Raw genomic sequence first — 19,006 nt, 5'->3', positions numbered from 1 at the left:
ATAGCTATAAATCAAGTATTAAACGTATAAATATTTAAGTCTTATAGATTGTTAATTTATTTTTGAACTTCTTACTTCTACAATACTCTAAATCTATTAATAGTGTATAAAATTTCTGCCAACTTATAGTAATAAGAATACTTAACTAATAAGATTTCACTTTTTTTCTATTAAAAAATTGCTTATTATTAAGCATTCTTATCAAACTATAGAATCTAAAGATGCAAAGATCTTCCAAAAAACCTTTGGTTTCTATAAAAAACCTATCTAAACAATTTGACGATGGGCATCTAGCTGTTGACTCAGTCAACCTGGAGGTTTACCCAAAGGAGTTTTTTTCGCTACTTGGAGGTTCAGGTAGCGGTAAAAGTACTCTTCTAAGAATGTTAGCAGGTTTTGAAAAACCAACTGATGGTAAAATTATTATTGATGGTGTGGATATGTCAAATACTCCACCATATAAAAGACCTATAAACATGATGTTTCAGTCATATGCGTTATTTCCTCATATGAATATAAAACAAAACATTATGTTTGGACTTAAACAAGAAAAATCTTTAAATAAAGAAGATATTGAAAAAGCTACTGATAGAGCGCTTAAAATTATAAAAATGGATCACTTATCCAAAAGAAAGCCACATCAACTATCTGGTGGCCAACGCCAACGTGTTGCCTTAGCAAGATGTTTAGCAAAAAGGCCCAAGTTAATACTACTTGATGAACCGTTATCAGCCTTAGATAAGAACCTCCGTGATCAAATGCAATTTGAACTTGTTGATATCCAAGAGCAAACTGGAAGCACTTTTATAATGGTGACTCATGATCAAGAAGAAGCTATGACAATGTCTACTAGAATAGGTATTATGTCTGAAGGATGGCTAGAACAAGTTAGTACACCCTCTGAGATATATGAATTTCCAAAAAGTAAATTTGTTGCTAATTTTATTGGCAAAAGTACAATTTTTGAAGGTCGAGTAGAAGAAGTAGATAGGACTCGCAGTGTTATAACTTCTGAACAAGCTGGTACATCTTTTGTATTACGCAGAAATATTGAAGCCATAGAAGATCAAGAAATTTGGGTTGGATTAAGACCAGAAAAGATAGTTATAAATAAAGAAAAACCTAATGACTATGATCCTCAAAATCCTGTAAATTGTATTAAGGGAACAGTTGAAGATATTGCTTATATGGGAGGTTTGTCTACTTATCATGTAAGAACTACAAACGGTTATATAGTAAAATCTACTGATTTTAATATAGAAAGAAATGCTGATCACCCGTCTTGGGATGACGAAGTATACCTTACTTGGGAATCACAAAATATTATGGTGTTATACTCATAATGCAAAACTTAGAAAAAAGCTTTAGACATATACTAGTCTATCTAATACCTTTTGTATGGTTTGCAGTATTTTTGCTTATCCCATTTTTATTTGTAGTTGGTATGAGCTTTACCTTACCTGCTGATGGAACCCCTCCAGTAACTTCATTATTAGCATATAAGCAAGCAACCCTACATTTTACACTCTATCTGAGTAACTATATTGAGCTAGTACACTATAATCTAGTATTTATATCTTTGCTCAACTCTTTTAAAGTTGCCTTTATAACAACAGCTTTATGTATTTTAATTGGTTACCCTATGGCATTGGCTTTATCAAGGGCGAAAAAAAATACACAGCTTTTCTTCCTAATACTGATAGTTATACCTTATTGGACTTCTTTTCTACTTAGAACTTATGCATGGGTAACTCTACTTGGCAATCATGGTTTAAATGAATTTTTAATGAGTTTAGGTTTACCTAGTATGGCTTTACTTTATAATGATTTTTCAATGTATTTAGGTATGGTTTACTGTTACTTACCATTTTTAATATTGCCGCTATATAGCACTTTAATAAAAATTGATCCTTGTCTTTATGATGCAGCTGAGGATTTAGAATCTAAGCCGATTAACTCATTCTTTAAAATAACTGTACCTTTATCTATGCCAGGGCTAATTGCTGGAAGCTTATTAATATTTATCCCTGCAATTGGTGAAGTTGTTGTACCTCAAATTATGGGGGGTATGAACTCCTTAATGATTGGTAATGTCATTTGGGAAGAATTCTTCACATCCAATAATTGGGGAATGGCTGCGGCAATATCTGTAATATTGATAGTTGTTTTGGTGCTACCTATCTTATGGATGCAACGTATCCAAACAAAAAGAACTTTTGTATAGAGGAGAATAAGCAATGAAAAAATTTACATTTAGCAATATTATGCTTATTTTAGGTTTAATATTTCTATATATACCTCTTGTAATCTTAGTTATCTTCTCGTTTAGCAACTCGCAAATAATTAATCTATGGGGTGGTTTTACTTTTAACTGGTATCACGAAGTAATACATGATGAAGATATCATCAATGCAACGTTTACTAGCTTAAAAATAGCCATTATTACCTCTATCGTCTCAACATTACTTGGAACAATAGTTGCATACGCTATGACTAGATTTAGGTTTTTTAGATCTAGAACATTTCTATATGGTCTTGTTGCAACTCCTTTAGTTTTACCTGATATTATTCTTGGTGTAGCCCTATTACTGATGTTTTCAACATTACAGCATCTTATTGATTGGCCTCATGGACGCGGAACAACCACTGTTGTCATAGCCCATGTAACAATGTGTACAGCATATGTAACAATAGTCATGCAATCAAGAATAGCTAGTGTAGATATTTCTCTAGAAGAAGCAGCTTTAGACCTAGGTGCTGGACCTATAAAAACTTTTTTTGCTATTACCATACCTCAGTTAATTCCAGCGCTTATCACGTCTATATTATTAACATTCACTTTATCTATTGATGATCTTGTTGTTACAGAGTTTGTTGCAGGAAGTAATAATCCTACTTTACCTATGTATATCTATTCTACAGTTAAAAATGGACCTACTCCTGAGATAAATGCTCTAGCAACAATTATGATTAGTATAATTGTAATAGGTGTCTTAGCAGGTATGTTTATATCAATGAGGTTTCAAAAGAGGCAAAACTAATATATAAAAAATAAAAACTATTCAAAAATCATCATTACAATAGATAATATAAGCAGCAAACCTAAAACTAGGTTAAATATTCTTAGATGCTTTTCATCACTCAAAATCCTTTTTACAAGATTGCCCCCAAATAACCAAAAACCTGTACAAAAAAATGAAACAATCATATAAATGATTGATATTACAATTACTTGAAAAGATAAGCTTATATTATCACTAATTACGGTATAAGTAGATATAACTCCAACAGCCATAACCCAGGCTTTTGGATTTATCCATTGAAATAGTGCTGCTTGCTTAAAACTTAATGGCTTATTATTTTTTTCATCACTATAGGTTGATGATGAAATTATCTTCAAAGCTAACCAAATCATATATATTGCGCCTATGATCTTTATGACTAAATGCAATTTTGGATAGTTCACAAAGATAGACTCTAAACCAAGTCCTATAACAAGCACCATAAAAGGAAACCCTAAACATATCCCTAAATAATGAGAAAATGTCCTTCTTATACCAAACTTAATTGATGATATTAGTAACATCAGATTATTTGGTCCAGGTGTAACTGTTGATGAAACACAAAATAGAAGTAAAGATAAATAAAAGCTCATGAAAAAATATCTTAATTAAAGACTCTCACGATATCTAAAAGGTAAAAATAATAGCCATTTTTTACAATAGACCTTATTAATTAATAAGTGTTTGTGATTTATTATTAACTCAAGGAAATATTAATTTATAAGGATAAGATAGGTAAAAAATTAAAATTATTATTCGTCAACTGAAACAAATTTACGGTTTAAAGCACCACCAGCATGGAACTTAACAGTGCCATCTTTAAGAGCAAATAAAGTATGATCTTTACCACAACCAACATTTACACCAGGATGAGTTTTAGTACCTCTTTGACGCAGAATAATAGTCCCTGCTTTTACAAACTCACCACCGTATCTTTTAACACCTAAATACTTAGGGTTTGAATCTCTTCCGTTTCTAGTACTACCACCAGCTTTCTTATGAGCCATTTGTATACTCCTTAAATATTCTTAATAAAATTATAAACTAATAGATGAAACTTTTACCGCTGTAAAATACTGACGGTGGCCTTGTTGCTTCATGCTGTGCTTACGACGACGGAACTTCATAATTTTCACTTTCTTATGACGACCCTGTTCTACAACTTCACCAACAACTTTAGCACCTTCTACAACAGGAGCGCCTACTTTGACTTCGCCTTCTGTAGTTTGTCCCATTAAAACTGTATCAAACTCAACTTTCTCACCAATACCAAGGTCAAACTTCTCAAGTTTAACTACTTCGCCTTCTTTTACCTTGTATTGCTTACCGCCATTTTTAATTATCGCGTACATTTATTACTCCATTTATTAGATTTTAAATCCTCAGAACTGCCTAACAATTCATAGACTTCTGACTTTTTGTTATTATTTAAACTTACCTAGATAAAACTAGACATCGTATTATAACAAAAAATACTATAATGACAAATACTAGATTTAAGTTTTTGATGTTCTAGTTAAAAAGACATAAATTAAAACTGTGATCATACCCTCCTATTTGGGACACTTAGGTGTTAAGAAAAGGAGACAAGATGAGATATACAAAAGAGTTTAAAGATGAAGCTGTTAAATTATGTTTACAACCAGATGCAAATAGACGAGAAATAGCAGATAACTTAGGGGTTAAATATAAAACCATTTGCAGTTGGATATCCAAAGCCATGTCAAACCCTCAGAAAGAAATAAAGATAGATTATAAAACGCAGTACCAGCAACTATCTTTTGAAAATACTGATTTGAAGAAAAAACTCAAACAGGCAGAAACAGAGCGTGAAATACTAAAAAAGGCAGCAGCGTACTTTGCAAAGCAAAATCTGTAAGGTACGCCTTTATTAAGGAGCATTATAAAGTTATGCCAGTAACAACACTATGTAAACCTTTGAATGTGAGCACATCTTCATATTACAGTTGGATTCATAAACCTATAGGTAAAAGGCAATATAATGATGCTGAACTAGATGATGCTATTTTAATGAACATAAATCTAGATATGGAAGTGTTAGGATATACAAAGAGCTTAAAGATATGGGTTGGAAAGTTACTCAACCTAGAGTATCTAAACGTATGAAATTACTTGGTTTACATGCTAAAGCGGCTCGTAAGCATAAGAAAACTACAGATTCTAACCACAACAAACATGTTTATGATAATTTATTAGAACAAAACTTCACTGCTTTATCTGTAAATCATAGGTGGGTTACAGATATAACTTATGTACCTACACAAGAGGGGTGGCTGTATCTTTGTGTGATTATAGATTTATTCTCAAGATCAGTTATTGGTTGGGCAATGGATTCTAGGATGAAAGCGGATTTAGTTTGTAATGCTTTAAATATGGCATTATTTAGAAGAAATTTTCCTAGTGGTGTGATTATACACTCTGATAAAGGGTCACAGTACTGTAGCAAACAATATCAAGACATTATTAAAGAACACTGGCTACTATCAAGTATGAGCTCTAAAGGATGCTGTTACGATAATGCTGCTTGTGAAAGTTTCTTTGGAACTTTAAAAGTAGAGTTAGTACATGATGAAAGCTATAAAACTAGAGAAGAAGCTAAACTATCAATATTTGAATATATTGAAGCTTACTATAATACAAAAAGGAGACATTCTACAATAAATTATATGACTCCATATCAATTTGAATATATAATGGAAAATGAAGTAGTAAACTGTCCCAAATTGACGGGGTAGATCAGTATCCAATAAAAAATATCCCTGCCCCAAAACCATAGATTGTTTCTGAGAGTGACAAATCGGAAATCATTTGTATTTTAGCAAATGACACATTACTCTATCAAGATATGCAAATGTATAACAGATCGAAAGAAAAGGTGTGAATAAGCATGCAAAAATGCCCCCTTTTAGGGGCAAATAAGCACAGAAAAATGCCCCCCTGAGGTGGTAAACTACCCTACATTTTTTATAAATATAGGGCTTAAATTAAGGTGATAAAAATGGATAAAAAAACAGCCATTTTAGTAATGCGTCGTGAAGGCAATTCAATAAGTGAAATATGTACTAGCCTGAATGTGTCAAAGAACACAGTCAGAAAAATTATCCGAGAAAAAGATGTTGAGTATATTCCTAAACAATATCAACGTAAAGTGACTTTTTACCCAAAGTTACAAGACTATATCAAGATACTTGAAGAAATGCTTGCACATGATTTGAAGCTAGAAAAGAAATCTCAGAGAAGTACTCGTAAATATCATAACCATTTAGAAGCTCTAGGCTATACAGGCTCTTATGATTCTGTAAGAAAGGTATGTTAAGAAATACTACGAAAAACACACTGCTCAACTAAAGGATAGCTTTATACCACTATACTTTGACCCTGATGAAGCTTACCAATTTGATTGGAGTGAAGAAACTGTAGAGTTAGGTGTAAAGATAACTAAAATAAAATTAGCTCATTTTAAATTGTCTTATAGCAGGATGTTTTTTGTGATTGCATACCTAAGAGAAAGTCAAGAAATGCTGTTTGATGCACATGATAAGGCTTTTGAGTTCTTTGGTGGAGTAACTCAAAGAGGTATCTATGATAATATGAAAACAGCAGTAGATAAAGTGTTTGTGAGCAAATCCAACCGTAAGTTCAATCAAAACTTCTTATGTATGTTAAAGCATTATGTTATAGAGCCCACAGCATGTAACCCAGCTTCAGGATGGGAAAAAGGACAAGTAGAAAACCAAGTTGATAATATCAGAGATTGGCTATTCAAGCCAAGGTTGAAATTTGATACATTGGAGGAGCTTAATAGACATTTACAACAAAGAGTATTAGATATATCTAAACAACGCAAACATACAGAAATAAGAGATAAAACTATTTATGATGTGTTTAGACAAGAAAAAAGCTTATTGCGAGACTTTAGTTCCCCCTTTAATGGGTATAAAGAAATTACACGCAAGGTAGATAAGACCTGTTTGGTTAGCTACGATAGTAATAGATATAGTGTCGCTTGTGAATATGCTAATAGATCTGTAGATGTTAGAGCTTATCCAAGCAAAATAAGAATTTTCTGTAATGGTAACAAGATTGCTACACATGATATATGTTTAGATAGAAATAAAAGGATACTTAACCCATATCATTATCTAAACCTTTTGGAAAGAAAGCCAGGAGCGTTGAGAAATGGAGAACCTTTTAAAGATTGGGTTTTACCTAAAAGTATTTTAAAAGTTAAAGATCTTCTGATGTCTAAGAACGGTGGAGATAGGCAAGCTGTTGAGGTTCTATTATCTTTGAGAGATTATGGCATTGAGGCTGTTGAAATAGCATGTGACTTAGATATTGGTAGTAATGTTATAAATTCTCAGCATATTATAAACTCAATAATACGTTTAAAATGTGAGAAAGGTGCACCTATAGTTGATGTTGATGATAGTCTAAAGCTTAAGAATCCACCAATAGCTAACTGTAATAATTATAATCAATTATTAGGAGGTCTATAAATATGATAGAACTTCAAGAGTATTTAAAAAAGTTACATCTAAGTACAGTTTTAGATGGTCTTAAAGAGATTGATAAGGATGATACTCAATATTATAAGTGGTTAGAGGAGCAACTTGAGAAAGAGGTCAGTTATAGAGCTGTTAAATCAATTAATAATCAAATTAAATTGGCTAAGTTCCCTACAGCTAAATCTTTGGATGAATTTGATTTTGATAAGAGTGTAATCAACAAAGAGCTTGTTATAGGCTTACAAAGCACAGGTTTGGTAGATAGTAAGCGTAACATTATTTTAGTTGGTGGTTACTGGCACTGGTAAGACTCATACAGCTATAGCCATTGCTAGAGAAATAGTCAAATTAGGTAGGAAAGCAAGATTTCACAATATCGTTGATTTGGTTAACCAATTAGAGCAGCAGAAGTTAAACAATAACTCGGGAAAGCTTGCGGAAAAGTTAAAATCAATGGATGTGATTGTTTTAGATGAATTGGGCTATTTACCTTTCTCAAAGTCTGAAGGAGCTTTATTATTCCACCTTCTGAGTAAGTTACATGAAAATGTATCTTTGATTATAACTTCAAATTTATCTTTTGGAGAATGGACACAGATTTTTAGGGATAAGAAGATGACTTCAGCTATGCTAGATCGTTTAACTTTTAACTATGAAATTATTGAAACTGGCAATGATAGTTTTAGACTTAAAAATAGGAAATAAAACAGATGATTTTGACTGACTAAAAATCAGTCATTTTAGGTCCTCTAGGGGGTCAAAAATTCGGTGCCTATAGGGGTCAATTTTCAATACCTATTGACACACCTGTTGAAAAAACCTTATCTAGCCTGTGTTTTAGTATCGGCGTAATAAATACTGATAATATCAAATATATAGGAATAGTACCCAACACAATTAGTGTAAGTTGCCAACTGTACAAAAACAACACCGCAATAAATATAAATGTAAATGATAAATCAATCACTAATGTCAAAGCAGTACTAGTGATAAAACTACGGATACTATCTAACTCTTTAACTCTAGCGACATTTTGTCCAACTTGTCGTGGCTCAAAATATGATAATGGTAGTTTCATTAAGTGTTAAAATAGCTTAGAGCCCAAGACGACATCAAGTCTAGAAGTTGTATGACTAAACAGATAAGTACGAATAGTGCCAAATAAAACTTCAAATATTGCTACTACTAAAAATACTATTGCTAGAGTATTTAAAGTGGTAAGACCATTATGCATAATTACCTTATCCATAACCACCTGAAAGAAAAACGGTGTAACCAAACCAAATAACTGAATAAATAAAGACACTATTAGTACATCTTTGAAAATATGTCTATACTTCCACAAAGCTGGTACAAACCACTTAATATTAAAACTCTCTTGAGAGTCTTTAGCTGTATCCTTATACGTTATAAGAATTGCTCTATTATTATAGATCTCTGCTAAATCTGACTCAGATAATGCCAACAATTCTTTACTCCCCTGTTGAATAACTAAATACTCATTATCTTGGATTCCTGCTAAAACAAAGTTATCACCATTATTATCTTGTAAAATAATAGATAAAACTCTAGGGTTAATATTTTGTGGCTTTAGCGTAACTGCTTTAGCTTTAAAATTATTAGCTTTTATAGCTCTTAATAGATTAACTTCACTTATACTACCATCCGTATCACCATACTCATGCTGAATCTGTTTAGCATCTATAGCAACCCTATTAAATGCGGCAATCTGACAGAATGAAAACACTTTTGAATTCATATATACTACTTATTTATAAGAAATCACTAAACTTAATAATATAAAAAAACTCATGATTTTTAAAACAAAAAAAGTGTTTTGCTGTAAAAAATATTTACTTTTATTATTTTTTCTTATAACAGCTTGTATGTTTGCTACCCCAAGTATATATTATTGTCCTTCACCACAAGACTTTAAAAAGATCGACAAGGATCTAACTGCTAAAACAAGTTTTCATGATTTTAAATACCTCTGGACAGCTAAAGATCAAATACCAACACAATTCCCTGAGTACCCTCTTACATTTAAAGGGGCTGATCTTGTTAACTGCCAGGGTGAACTATGTGAAATAGAATGTTACTATTTTTCCAATATTGAAGCTCATCTAATAACAGCAACTATGAAATCCACCCAAAATTTACATATTTATCAGAAACAAAATGAGTATCTAAGAGACTTTAGTTGCCAATATACTGAACATGTAGACTGCCCTTTTGTGATAAATTATTTCTAACAATGTGAATGTCTGGCAAAAGACAAGAAATATATCCCCAAACTTTTTACTATAAAACATTTAAAGAACCATTCCTGTGATTTATAATAATCATGTAACTTAAAAGTTTAGTTGTCTGGATTATTAGTGGTTTAGCTACAATCTTGAGCCGATACTAATTAGAAAAGGGAAGTCTTGGTGTTTTGACTAGAGAGCAAGCTTTGGTGCTTTGCACTGACAAAGAAGCCCAACGTTGAAACTATGACGCCCACTTGATACCAAAAGGGATCAAGAACATTGAGCTAAAACGGTAGTCTGGACAACTATTTTATTAATATTTGAGAGTGTTGCTATGAATAAAACTCAAATTCGCAAACATCTACTTGATAGTAGAAATAATCTAAAAAATAAAAACTCTTTATCAACCAAGCTAAATCAAAAGGTTATTAATCATATACAAAACATCTCTGAAAATGCTAAGATAGCAAGCTTTTTATCACTTAAAAATGAAACAGATACCTCCTTAATAAACACTTATTTTGATAATATTTATCTACCAATAGTACACCCTTTTGTAAAACATGGACTATGGTTTGCTAAAGATTCTAAAAACTATTATTTAAATAAATATAAAATCAAAGAGCCAATTTATAAACCTCAAGATATAGTAGCTCCATGGGAATTAGATGTAATTATAGTTCCCGTCGTTGGATTCACCAAAGATAGGTATAGAATGGGTATGGGGGGTGGTTTCTATGACTTCTCGCTAAGCTTTAAAAACACCAATAATGTGCCTATAACTATAGGTATAGCCTTTGATGAACAGCAAAATGATGCTATTATCATTAATACGTATGATATTCAACTTGATACAATAATTACACCAACAAGGATTCTATGAGATGGATAGTATTACTGTAACAAACAAAATTAAAGAACTGATACTCTCTAAAATAGATCCTCAAGCAAATATCAAAATAATTAATGAAACCCATAAACATGTAAAGCATAAAGGTTATACTGAAGGTAAATATCATTTTGCAATAAACATCTCTTCTGACAAGCTAAATACTATGAGAAAAATCTCATCACATAAAGAAATCTATAAGGCTATTAACAACCTTATGCCATACATTCATGCTTTATCAATTAAAATCAGGCCGGAGTAACTAGATCATGTTTGATTTTATTATACACTTTAATGAATATATTAATTATTTTGTTAACACTCTTGGAATGTGGTTTTATATCCTTCTATTTTTTATAATCTTTTGTGAAACTGGGTCTGTATTAGGAATCTTTTTTCCTGGAGACTCTCTGCTATTTACAGTTGGTATAACAGCTGCAGCAACAGGCTTAAATATCCACTTGGCTGTACTATCAATATGTCTAGGAGCTGTGATTGGTGATAGCTGCAACTACATTACAGGTAGGTTTATCGGTGAAAAAATATTTAGTAGCCACGCCAAGATTTTTAAAAAAGCATACTTAATTAAAACAAAAGACTTTCTAAACAAACATGGTAACAAAGCAATTATCTTCTCACGCTTTATTGCTTTTGTTAGAACATTAACTCCTTTTGTAGCAGGTGTCAGTCGTATGAATTACTTCAAATTTGTTACTTTTGGTGCAATTTCAGCTATTATTTGGTCTTTTTCAATAACATATACTATTTATTTTTTTAGTGATAATCCTTTTATAAAAAGATATTTAAGCCTTATTATAATGCTTATAATTGCATTTATTCTTATACAAATTTCTTTTAAATCTCTCAAAAATAAAATAAAAGTAAAAAAACCTTAACCTTTTAAGATTATTTTTCTATAATCTAACGACAAATCATTGAAAGGTCATCCTAATGGATACTATCACTACACTATTACATATTGTATTACACTTAGATCAATTTATAAGTACTTATATTAATATTTTAGGAGATTGGACTTATTTATTACTTTTTTTAGTTATTTTTTGTGAAACTGGGCTAGTTATAACACCTTTTTTACCTGGAGACTCACTTTTATTTGCTCTTGGTCTTACAGGCGCTGCAACGACTTTAAACATACATTTAGTAGCTCCTATATTAGTTCTTGCTGCTATATGTGGCGATTCTTGCAATTATTTCTTAGGAAGAGTTGTTGGTAAGCGTATTTTTAAAGATGATGCCAAAATATTAAAAACTGCTCATCTAGAAAAAGCTCAAAAGTTCTTTAATAAATATGGGCCTATAGCTATAGTTCTTGCTAGATTCACACCAATAATTAGAACTTTTATGCCATTTACAGCTGGTATGGCACGCATGAAGTACTCTAAATTTGTAATTATGGGAATTGTCGGAGCATTTATTTGGGTCTATTTAATTGTTTATATTGCATTTTTCTTTAGCAATAACGCTTTTGTCAAAAAATACTTTGGCCTATTTATAATTTTGATTATTGTTATATCTTTGATACCACCAACAATATCTTTTATAAAAGCTCTCAAAAACAAGTTGTTAAATAAGAATTCATCTTCTTTTTAAATTTAAATAATCAATTAATAGCTCTCGAGATTTTAGTTTTTTGCCTGCTAAAACATTATCTATACATATTCGTGTTACTCTTGATATAGCTTTTAAATCATTCTCATCCCACATACTAATTGGCTGATTAATTTTTAAAAGCTTGCTCCCTCTAACAGTATTTGAAAAAGCTTTTATAGATCTTTTAAAATTATGAGGAAAAATATAATAATTACAATTACATTCTATCGGCACATTTTCAGTATCACAATCGACATATATTCCTTGACCAAGACTCTCTAAAAGCTCTAACTCAAACATTCTTAATAAATATCTATAATTATTATCATTAATACTTTTCAAGATAAAGGCATATTTATCAAATAAAAGCTCCTCCTCATGTGAGTGGCTCAATAATATATATATCAACTCATTAATATACTGTAGCGACAATAAGTTAATATATGAGCTCTGATAAGAAAACTCGACAGGCTCGGTATTATATATTTTATTAAGTCCCTCTTCTTTTTTTGCAAAACTAATTTGACCTCTAAGTTTAATTAAAGGTTGATATAAATTTGCCGTCTTTTTGCTAGTTCTAACTATAGCAGATAATTTACCAAATTCTTGCGTGAATATACTAACCAACAAAGTATTCTCTTTATACTTACGCTGATGTAATATATAAAAATTATATAGCTGATCTCTCATTTATTTTCTCTATTAGCTCAACTATTTGTAAAGCATTTCTATACTTGACTTCTGGTAAATCAAAATCTGTAACTAGCTTGTCTAAAGTTATATTTCTAAGCTTATGCTTATTCTGTAATTTAATTTGTAAAAACTTAACCATAGCCATAATATACGTATCACCGAAAACTCTATAAGATATAGCATTATCAGAGATATATAACTCTACTGATGAGAAACTATCTTTAACCTGATACTTTTGTTGTTCAGCTAAGATATTACTATCTTCAATTTTCATTTCAGATAAAAGATCTTTTACCAATTTATTATACATTCGCTTCTCCTTGTGGGGATAACGCTCTTAAAAGCTCTACTTTTTGTTTGATACTAGATGCTACATATTTGACTTGTCGCTGCGTAGTTTGCAAGCCAAATGAAACTCTAATAGTCGACTCAGCTTGATCTGAGGTTAACCCTATTGCTGTTAAAACATGGGATGGCTCAACTGCTTGAGAGTTACACGCAGATCCCATCGACAAACAAATACCATCTAACATAGCCAACAAAGCCTCTCCTTTAATACCTAAAAATGTAATACTTAAAATCCCTGGATAGCTATTCTCAATATTTGTATTTATTTTTATATACTCTGTTTGAGATATAATTTTCAAGAACTGATTTTGTATCTCTTTTACATGCTTCATATTTTGCTCTTTTTTAGCAAACATTTCTTTACATGCCACCCCTAAAGCAAATATTTGATAATTTGCTAATGTTCCAGCTCTTAAGCCAAACTCCTGAGCTCCTCCATGTATTTGTTTGACCAACTTTACTTTAGGTCGTTTTGATCTTACATACAAAAAACCCACTCCTTTGGGAGCATATAATTTATGCCCTGAAACAGATAATAGATCAATATTCATGTTTTTTATATCTATATCAACTTTGCCATACCCCTGAGCAGCATCAACATGAAAAACCACTCCTTTTTCTCTAGTGATTTTTCCAATTTCTAATAAATTATTTTTAGTCCCAAGCTCATTATTAACAGCCATTATACTTACAAGTATTGTTTGCTCTATTATTGACTTTTTTAGCTGATTAAGATTAATTTCACCAAACTCATTAACATCAAGGTATGTAACTTCAAACCCTTGTGTTTTAAGAAACCTACAAACATCTAGCACAGCCTTATGTTCTACTTTTGAAGTTATTATATGATTGCCTTTATTTTTATAAGAATATGCTATGCCTTTTATAGCAAGGTTATTAGATTCAGTAGCTCCAGAAGTAAATATTATCTCACGTGATAGAGCATTTAAAGTTATTGCAATACATTGCCTTACTGACTCAATTTTAGATTTAACAAGTTCCGCTTGATCATATGTGGATGAACCAGAATTAAAAAAATCATTATCACCACTAATAGAACTTAACATAGCTTGCTTAACTTTAGCACTAAGTGGTGTTGTAGCCGCATAATCTAAATAAATAAGACTCATTTAAAACTTAATTATTCTTTCATTTAATATTCAATGTTGCTATTATATCAAATAATTGCGTACATAGTACTTTAGCAAGATCGCAACTAACATTAAGCGTATTATTGGAGATGGTAAATCCAACTAACCTCTTATGAAGGTCTAGCTTAAAAATATATAGCGATTTTAAAAAAAAGAGGTCTATAAAATGACCAAAAGCGAGTTGACTCGTTAAACAGCCAACTATGAATTACACTTATTGAAGGAATTAAGAATGAAAAAAATATTAATAAATAGCAAAAGTAGTGAAGAAACTAGAATTGCTACCCTGGACAATGGGAAACTTATAGATTTAGATATTGAAAATGTTGATAGAGAACAGAAAAAAGCTAATATTTATAAAGGATACATATCTAGAATAGAGCCTAGTTTAAATGCTATTTTTGTAAACTATGGTGAAGAAAAAAATGGATTCCTACCATTTAAAGAAGTTTCAGAATACTATTTTAAAGATGTCCCTAATGGTGACAATATAGCCCCTTTACTATCTGAAGGTCAAGAATTAATAGTCCAAATGGATAAAGAAGAACGTGGTGACAAAGGTGCTGCACTAACTACATTTATTACTTTGGCAGGATCTTATATGGTCTTACTACCAAATAATCCTAATGGTGGTGGTATTTCTCGTCGTGTTGAAGGTGAAGATAGAGAAAAATTAAAAAAATACTTAAAAGATCTAAACATTCCTAAAAACATGAGTGTTATCGCAAGAACTGCTTGTGTTGAATGTTCTTTTGAAGAGCTAAAGCATGACTTTGACACTTTAGCTGAATTATGGACTTCTATTTCTCAAACTTATCATAAAATTAATAAACCTGCTCTTTTACACAAAGAGAGTGACATTATTGTAAGAACGGTAAGAGATCACTTAAAAGAAGATGTAAGAGAAATTATCGTTGACTCTAAAGAATGCTACCATGACGTTAAAAGACAACTTGGTCTACTAAGACAAAGTTTTGATATAAATAAAGTTAAATTCTATAACGAAGAGCTACCTTTGTTTGCTCAATTTGGCATAGATCAACAAATCGAGAACGCATATAAAAGAGAGATTCGTTTACCATCTGGCGGATCTATCGTAATCGATACTACAGAAGCATTAGTTGCAATAGATGTAAACTCATCTAGAGCTAACAAAGCTGAAGATGTCGAAACCACAGCATTTAAAACAAACTTAGAAGCTGCTGAAGAGGTAGCGAGACAACTTAGAATCAGAGATTTAGGTGGACTTGTTATTGTTGACTTCATTGATATGTCTTTTTATCCAAATAGAAAACAAGTAGAAGAAAAACTGATGGATGCACTACAGCAAGATAAAGCACGTATCCAAATGTCACGTATCTCTAAACTTGGGCTTGTGGAGATCTCAAGACAACGCCTAAGCTCTTCTATAAATGAAAGTGTCATGCAAAAGTGTCCTCGTTGTGAAGGTCACGGATTTATAAAAACAACTCAGGCAACGGCTCTTACTATCTTACGTAAAATTAGAGCAGAAGCTATAAAAGATGATACTAACGAAATCAGAGTTCAAGTTCCAGTAGATATAGCAGCTTATATCCTGAATGAAAAAAGAGACAGTATAGTTGACATTGAAAGAATCTCAGATGTAAGAATAATGATTATACCTAATTTCAATATGGAATCTCCTAAGTTCCAAATGCAAAGAATCTGGGGATCTAGCTATAAATCTAACCGTTCAAGCCCTGATCTGATTGAAGATGTTTATAGCGTTGAAATTCCGAAAGCTGGAAAGAAAAAGATTGCAGCTGTAGATCTAAGTAAAACTATAGATGAAGAAGTTTCTGCTAAAGTGGAAAGCAAGGCTGAAAATATTAAACAAAAAAATCAGCAACTTAGTGAAAAAAAGGAAAATACTGCTCCAAAAACAAAAGAACAATCTAAAAACAAAGGTTTCTTTGCTAAATTAGTGACTGTTTTCTCAAGTAACTCTGAAAAAGAAGTTGAAACTACTAAAGAAATACAAAAACCTAATAATAGAAATAATAAAAATAATAGCAAAGCTAGCAGTCCTCAAAGATCGCAAAACAGTAAACCTCAAAGAGAAAATAATCAACGTAATGATCGTAATAATAACAACTCAAACGATCAAATGAATAAAAATAGAAATAATAAAAACTATGATAATTCTCAAAAAACTCAAAGAGAGAATAATCAACGTAATGACCGAAACAATAATGATAACAGATCAAATGATCGTAATAAAAATAAGAAAAATAACGATAGATTTGATAAAAAATCAAATAATAAAAATGATAATAGAAGCAATAACATTAGCATTAATAGTGCTGAGGAAGTTGTTGATATTACAAAAGTAAAATATGGTAATCAAATATCCAATAACAATGTAGATAATATCAAAAAAGTTATTTCTAAAAATCCTGATGAGTTTGTCTCTGTAATGGTTAAAGATGTTTTAGAGAATTATGATAGCTTAAAAGATGATGGTGCTAAAAAAATCAATACTGAAGAAAAAGTAAAAACTCAAAAATACTTAAAGTTTAATACTATATCAGTTGATAATGAAATAGATGCTAAAGCACAAGTGGAGAAAACTCTTGAAGAAACTCAAGAGGTAAAAACTGTAGAAGAGAAGAAGCTCTTAGATGAAAAGCAAGAAAAAGTGGCTGAAAAAGTAAAACCTGCTAAAGAAAAACCTGCTAAAGAAAAAACTGCTGATAAAAATACCAAAAAAGAAAGTGTGAAAAAAGAGAAATCTACTGAAAAAAATACTCAGATAACACAGCAGTCTGAATATATTAACTATTCTCCAGCTGTAGACTTTGAATCTCAAACGCTTATATAAGGTTAAATAATGTTGCACTATCATCATTTTAATCCGATCGCATTAAAACTTGGACCTATTGAAATTCATTGGTATGGTTTAATGTATCTATTTGGAATTTTCGCTGGCTGGGCTTTACTTAAATATAGAGCTAATAAAAAACCTTGGGCTCCTGTAAAGCCAGATCAAGTTGGAGACTTGGTTTTCTATGTTGCCTTAGGAGTTATTCTTGGTGGTAGAATTGGTTATATAATTTTTTATAATTTACCATACTATTTCCATAACCCTACGCAGATGTTTTTCGTATGGGATGGCGGAATGTCGTTCCATGGAGGCTTTATCGGAGTACTTATAGCATTTGCCTTATATGCAAGAAAAGTAGGTGCTAATTTCTTTGATTTAGGAGAATTTGTAGCTCCTGTGGTGCCTATAGGACTTGGTGCAGGTAGAATTGGTAATTTTATAAATGGTGAACTTTGGGGACGGGTAACAGACTCCCCTATTGGTATGGTTTTTCCAACAGGGGGACCTTTACCAAGGTACCCTTCTCAGTTATTTGAGTTCTTCTTTGAAGGAGTTGTGCTATTTACTGTGCTCTGGCTTGTAACTATGAAAAAAAGACCTCGTTATTTAGTTTTAGGTCTATTTATGCTTTTATACGGTTATGCTAGATTTATCTGTGAATTCTTTAGACAACCAGACCCTCAATATGGTTATATATTCTTTAACTGGATGACTATGGGGCAAATCCTATCTCTACCTATGATTATATTAGGAGCAATAATTTTAATTGTTCTATTTATCAAGTTAAGAGGAAAAAATAAATGCGAGAATACCTAAATTTTTTAAAATATATAAAAGAAAACGGCACAGCTAAAGGAGATAGAACTGGAACAGGTACTAAAAGTGTTTTTGGCTACCAAATGCGTTTTGATCTTCAAGAAGGTTTTCCTCTAGTTACTACTAAAAAAATCCATCTACCTAGCGTTGTTCATGAACTTCTATGGTTTCTAAGTGGTAGTACTAATGTAAAATATCTCAATGAGAATAAAGTACGTATCTGGAATGAATGGGCTACAGAAGATGGTGAACTAGGTCCTATTTATGGTAAGCAATGGCGTGACTTTAATGGACAAGGTATTGATCAAATAACCGAAGTTGTAGATATGCTAAAAGCGAATCCAAATTCACGTAGAATTTTAGTATCAGCATGGAACCCTTGTGTTGTACCATCTGAAAAAATACTTCCTCAAGAGAATGTTAAGATAGGTAATTCTGCACTACCTCCATGTCATGCAATGTTTCAATTCTATGTTGCTAATAATAAGTTATCTTGTATGCTTACCCAACGAAGTGCTGATGCTTTTCTTGGTGTACCATTTAATATTGCAAGTTACTCATTACTAACATACATGATTGCTCAACAATGTAGCCTAGGTGTTGGTGAATTTATTTGGTCTGGTGGAGATTGCCATATTTATAACAATCATATTGAACAAGTTAATGAGCAACTTAGTCGTAAACCTTTAGAATTACCAATGTTAAAGATACTAAGAAAACCAGACTCTATCTTTGATTACAAATATGAAGATTTTGAGTTTGAGAACTACAAACATAATCCTGCTATTAAAGCAAAGATATCAATATAAA

The 19,006-nt window shown here is 31.4% G+C and carries 23 protein-coding genes, 1 other RNA gene and 2 pseudogenes; 19 read left to right on the top strand and 7 right to left on the bottom strand.

The annotated features are described in order from the left end of the window. Nucleotides 1–221 precede the first annotated feature (221 nt). From CDV26_RS03530 to CDV26_RS03520, 3 genes are read left to right on the top strand one after another with little or no spacing between them, the layout of a single operon-like run. Entirely contained in the window at nt 222–1,343 is a 1,122-nt protein-coding gene (locus CDV26_RS03530) for an ABC transporter ATP-binding protein (protein WP_088772117.1), read from the top strand. Next, nucleotides 1,343–2,224, top strand: a complete 882-nt coding sequence (locus tag CDV26_RS03525; RefSeq protein ID WP_169709707.1) for an ABC transporter permease — start codon at nt 1,343–1,345, stop codon at nt 2,222–2,224. Before CDV26_RS03530 ends, CDV26_RS03525 begins: the two co-directional genes overlap by 1 nt. A 13-nt stretch (nt 2,225–2,237) precedes the next feature. Then, a complete protein-coding gene (locus CDV26_RS03520; protein ID WP_088772115.1) occupies nt 2,238–3,041 on the top strand; it encodes an ABC transporter permease in 804 nt (267 codons plus the stop codon). Between the two features lie 17 nt (nt 3,042–3,058). Here the strand turns inward: CDV26_RS03520 and CDV26_RS03515 are convergent, their stop codons facing one another. The 3 genes from CDV26_RS03515 to rplU form a co-directional block, all read right to left on the bottom strand. After that, nucleotides 3,059–3,655 (bottom strand): LysE family translocator, encoded by a 597-nt coding sequence (locus tag CDV26_RS03515; protein ID WP_088772114.1) that lies wholly within the window; start codon nt 3,653–3,655, stop codon nt 3,059–3,061. A gap of 159 nt (nt 3,656–3,814) precedes the next feature. Further along, the gene (gene rpmA, locus CDV26_RS03510; protein ID WP_088772113.1) at nt 3,815–4,069 is read right to left on the bottom strand and encodes a 50S ribosomal protein L27; all 255 of its coding nucleotides are present in this window, start codon (nt 4,067–4,069) and stop codon (nt 3,815–3,817) included. 30 nt (nt 4,070–4,099) lie between these two features. Next, nucleotides 4,100–4,414, bottom strand: a complete 315-nt coding sequence (rplU, locus tag CDV26_RS03505) for a 50S ribosomal protein L21 (protein WP_088772112.1) — start codon at nt 4,412–4,414, stop codon at nt 4,100–4,102. A gap of 218 nt (nt 4,415–4,632) precedes the next feature. Between rplU and CDV26_RS03495 the strand changes: the two genes are divergently transcribed. The 7 genes from CDV26_RS03495 to CDV26_RS03465 all read left to right on the top strand — a co-directional run bounded on the left by CDV26_RS03495 (nt 4,633) and on the right by CDV26_RS03465 (nt 8,296). After that, nucleotides 4,633–4,941 carry a transposase gene (locus CDV26_RS03495; protein WP_157671285.1) on the top strand — a complete coding sequence of 103 codons (309 nt, stop codon included), beginning with the start codon at nt 4,633–4,635 and terminating at the stop codon, nt 4,939–4,941. A gap of 32 nt (nt 4,942–4,973) precedes the next feature. Further along, nucleotides 4,974–5,189 (top strand): hypothetical protein, encoded by a 216-nt coding sequence (locus tag CDV26_RS03490; RefSeq protein ID WP_088772111.1) that lies wholly within the window; start codon nt 4,974–4,976, stop codon nt 5,187–5,189. Then, nucleotides 5,147–5,818 carry an IS3 family transposase gene (locus CDV26_RS03485; RefSeq protein ID WP_088772110.1) on the top strand — a complete coding sequence of 224 codons (672 nt, stop codon included), beginning with the start codon at nt 5,147–5,149 and terminating at the stop codon, nt 5,816–5,818. The genes CDV26_RS03490 and CDV26_RS03485 overlap by 43 nt, the downstream gene beginning before the upstream one ends. Nucleotides 5,819–6,081: 263 nt before the next feature. Further along, entirely contained in the window at nt 6,082–6,399 is a 318-nt protein-coding gene (locus CDV26_RS03480) for a helix-turn-helix domain-containing protein (protein ID WP_088772109.1), read from the top strand. A 43-nt stretch (nt 6,400–6,442) separates the two neighbouring features. After that, nucleotides 6,443–7,582 carry an IS21 family transposase gene (gene istA / locus CDV26_RS03475; protein WP_088771690.1) on the top strand — a complete coding sequence of 380 codons (1,140 nt, stop codon included), beginning with the start codon at nt 6,443–6,445 and terminating at the stop codon, nt 7,580–7,582. A gap of 2 nt (nt 7,583–7,584) precedes the next feature. Continuing rightward, nucleotides 7,585–7,899: an ATP-binding protein gene (locus tag CDV26_RS03470; protein WP_088771691.1), complete on the top strand. Its 315-nt coding sequence runs from the start codon at nt 7,585–7,587 to the stop codon at nt 7,897–7,899. Next, a complete protein-coding gene (locus CDV26_RS03465) occupies nt 7,880–8,296 on the top strand; it encodes an ATP-binding protein (protein ID WP_157671310.1) in 417 nt (138 codons plus the stop codon). Before CDV26_RS03470 ends, CDV26_RS03465 begins: the two co-directional genes overlap by 20 nt. 76 nt (nt 8,297–8,372) lie before the next feature. Here CDV26_RS03465 and CDV26_RS03460 read toward each other — a convergent pair. Continuing rightward, nucleotides 8,373–9,350: pseudogene (locus CDV26_RS03460) on the bottom strand (ABC transporter transmembrane domain-containing protein). Between the two features lie 73 nt (nt 9,351–9,423). On the opposite strand from CDV26_RS03460, the gene CDV26_RS03455 reads away from it, so the two are divergent. From CDV26_RS03455 to CDV26_RS03430, 6 genes are all read left to right on the top strand, one after another. Continuing rightward, nucleotides 9,424–9,843 (top strand): hypothetical protein, encoded by a 420-nt coding sequence (locus CDV26_RS03455; protein WP_245806496.1) that lies wholly within the window; start codon nt 9,424–9,426, stop codon nt 9,841–9,843. 109 nt (nt 9,844–9,952) lie between these two features. Further along, nucleotides 9,953–10,148, top strand: a non-coding RNA gene (ssrS, locus tag CDV26_RS03450) — 6S RNA. Nucleotides 10,149–10,174: 26 nt separating this feature from the next. Further along, entirely contained in the window at nt 10,175–10,723 is a 549-nt protein-coding gene (locus CDV26_RS03445) for a 5-formyltetrahydrofolate cyclo-ligase (RefSeq protein ID WP_088773437.1), read from the top strand. Nucleotide 10,724: 1 nt separating this feature from the next. Continuing rightward, nucleotides 10,725–10,991: a BolA family protein gene (locus tag CDV26_RS03440; RefSeq protein ID WP_088772108.1), complete on the top strand. Its 267-nt coding sequence runs from the start codon at nt 10,725–10,727 to the stop codon at nt 10,989–10,991. A 7-nt stretch (nt 10,992–10,998) separates the two neighbouring features. Then, nucleotides 10,999–11,625: a VTT domain-containing protein gene (locus CDV26_RS03435; protein ID WP_088772107.1), complete on the top strand. Its 627-nt coding sequence runs from the start codon at nt 10,999–11,001 to the stop codon at nt 11,623–11,625. A gap of 55 nt (nt 11,626–11,680) precedes the next feature. After that, complete coding sequence (locus CDV26_RS03430) at nt 11,681–12,343, top strand: VTT domain-containing protein (protein WP_088772106.1); 663 nt, start codon at nt 11,681–11,683, stop codon at nt 12,341–12,343. On the opposite strand, the gene recO is transcribed toward CDV26_RS03430, so the two are convergent. Genes recO through CDV26_RS03415 form a run of 3 tightly spaced genes read right to left on the bottom strand, consistent with a single transcriptional unit; the run spans nt 12,329 to nt 14,514 of the window. Further along, nucleotides 12,329–13,033 (bottom strand): DNA repair protein RecO, encoded by a 705-nt coding sequence (gene recO, locus CDV26_RS03425; protein WP_088772105.1) that lies wholly within the window; start codon nt 13,031–13,033, stop codon nt 12,329–12,331. The genes CDV26_RS03430 and recO overlap by 15 nt on opposite strands. Then, nucleotides 13,014–13,346: a hypothetical protein gene (locus CDV26_RS03420; protein WP_088772104.1), complete on the bottom strand. Its 333-nt coding sequence runs from the start codon at nt 13,344–13,346 to the stop codon at nt 13,014–13,016. The genes recO and CDV26_RS03420 overlap by 20 nt, the downstream gene beginning before the upstream one ends. Further along, the gene (locus tag CDV26_RS03415) at nt 13,339–14,514 is read right to left on the bottom strand and encodes a cysteine desulfurase family protein (protein WP_088772103.1); all 1,176 of its coding nucleotides are present in this window, start codon (nt 14,512–14,514) and stop codon (nt 13,339–13,341) included. Before CDV26_RS03415 ends, CDV26_RS03420 begins: the two co-directional genes overlap by 8 nt. 253 nt (nt 14,515–14,767) lie before the next feature. Here CDV26_RS03415 and CDV26_RS03410 point away from each other — a divergent pair. From CDV26_RS03410 to CDV26_RS03400, 3 genes and pseudogenes are all read left to right on the top strand, one after another. Further along, nucleotides 14,768–17,092: pseudogene (locus CDV26_RS03410) on the top strand (Rne/Rng family ribonuclease); the annotation flags it as partial. 294 nt (nt 17,093–17,386) lie between these two features. Further along, on the top strand, nt 17,387–18,196 hold the full coding sequence (lgt, locus tag CDV26_RS03405) for a prolipoprotein diacylglyceryl transferase (RefSeq protein WP_088772101.1): 810 nt from the start codon (nt 17,387–17,389) through the stop codon (nt 18,194–18,196). Continuing rightward, the gene (locus tag CDV26_RS03400; protein WP_088772100.1) at nt 18,181–19,005 is read left to right on the top strand and encodes a thymidylate synthase; all 825 of its coding nucleotides are present in this window, start codon (nt 18,181–18,183) and stop codon (nt 19,003–19,005) included. The genes lgt and CDV26_RS03400 overlap by 16 nt, the downstream gene beginning before the upstream one ends. Nucleotide 19,006: the final 1 nt, after the last annotated feature.

It is taken from the genome of Francisella halioticida, from assembly GCF_002211785.1.
Classification (GTDB): Bacteria; Pseudomonadota; Gammaproteobacteria; order Francisellales; family Francisellaceae; genus Francisella; species Francisella halioticida.
Note: the sequence above shows the minus strand (reverse complement) of the source record. Positions and strands in the feature narration are given on the sequence as shown.

What these genes read in the sequence shown, in the direction of transcription:
- CDV26_RS03530 (WP_088772117.1), top strand. Translation starts at nt 222, where the DNA reads ATGCAAAGATCTTCCAAAAAACCTTTGGTTTCTATAAAAAACCTATCT.
- CDV26_RS03525 (WP_169709707.1), top strand. Translation starts at nt 1,343, where the DNA reads ATGCAAAACTTAGAAAAAAGCTTTAGACATATACTAGTCTATCTAATA.
- CDV26_RS03520 (WP_088772115.1), top strand. Translation starts at nt 2,238, where the DNA reads ATGAAAAAATTTACATTTAGCAATATTATGCTTATTTTAGGTTTAATA.
- CDV26_RS03515 (WP_088772114.1), bottom strand. Translation starts at nt 3,655, where the DNA reads ATGAGCTTTTATTTATCTTTACTTCTATTTTGTGTTTCATCAACAGTT.
- rpmA (WP_088772113.1), bottom strand. Translation starts at nt 4,069, where the DNA reads ATGGCTCATAAGAAAGCTGGTGGTAGTACTAGAAACGGAAGAGATTCA.
- rplU (WP_088772112.1), bottom strand. Translation starts at nt 4,414, where the DNA reads ATGTACGCGATAATTAAAAATGGCGGTAAGCAATACAAGGTAAAAGAA.
- CDV26_RS03490 (WP_088772111.1), top strand. Translation starts at nt 4,974, where the DNA reads ATGCCAGTAACAACACTATGTAAACCTTTGAATGTGAGCACATCTTCA.
- CDV26_RS03485 (WP_088772110.1), top strand. Translation starts at nt 5,147, where the DNA reads ATGGGTTGGAAAGTTACTCAACCTAGAGTATCTAAACGTATGAAATTA.
- CDV26_RS03480 (WP_088772109.1), top strand. Translation starts at nt 6,082, where the DNA reads ATGGATAAAAAAACAGCCATTTTAGTAATGCGTCGTGAAGGCAATTCA.
- CDV26_RS03470 (WP_088771691.1), top strand. Translation starts at nt 7,585, where the DNA reads ATGATAGAACTTCAAGAGTATTTAAAAAAGTTACATCTAAGTACAGTT.
- CDV26_RS03445 (WP_088773437.1), top strand. Translation starts at nt 10,175, where the DNA reads ATGAATAAAACTCAAATTCGCAAACATCTACTTGATAGTAGAAATAAT.
- CDV26_RS03440 (WP_088772108.1), top strand. Translation starts at nt 10,725, where the DNA reads ATGGATAGTATTACTGTAACAAACAAAATTAAAGAACTGATACTCTCT.
- CDV26_RS03435 (WP_088772107.1), top strand. Translation starts at nt 10,999, where the DNA reads ATGTTTGATTTTATTATACACTTTAATGAATATATTAATTATTTTGTT.
- CDV26_RS03430 (WP_088772106.1), top strand. Translation starts at nt 11,681, where the DNA reads ATGGATACTATCACTACACTATTACATATTGTATTACACTTAGATCAA.
- recO (WP_088772105.1), bottom strand. Translation starts at nt 13,033, where the DNA reads ATGAGAGATCAGCTATATAATTTTTATATATTACATCAGCGTAAGTAT.
- CDV26_RS03420 (WP_088772104.1), bottom strand. Translation starts at nt 13,346, where the DNA reads ATGTATAATAAATTGGTAAAAGATCTTTTATCTGAAATGAAAATTGAA.
- CDV26_RS03415 (WP_088772103.1), bottom strand. Translation starts at nt 14,514, where the DNA reads ATGAGTCTTATTTATTTAGATTATGCGGCTACAACACCACTTAGTGCT.
- lgt (WP_088772101.1), top strand. Translation starts at nt 17,387, where the DNA reads ATGTTGCACTATCATCATTTTAATCCGATCGCATTAAAACTTGGACCT.
- CDV26_RS03400 (WP_088772100.1), top strand. Translation starts at nt 18,181, where the DNA reads ATGCGAGAATACCTAAATTTTTTAAAATATATAAAAGAAAACGGCACA.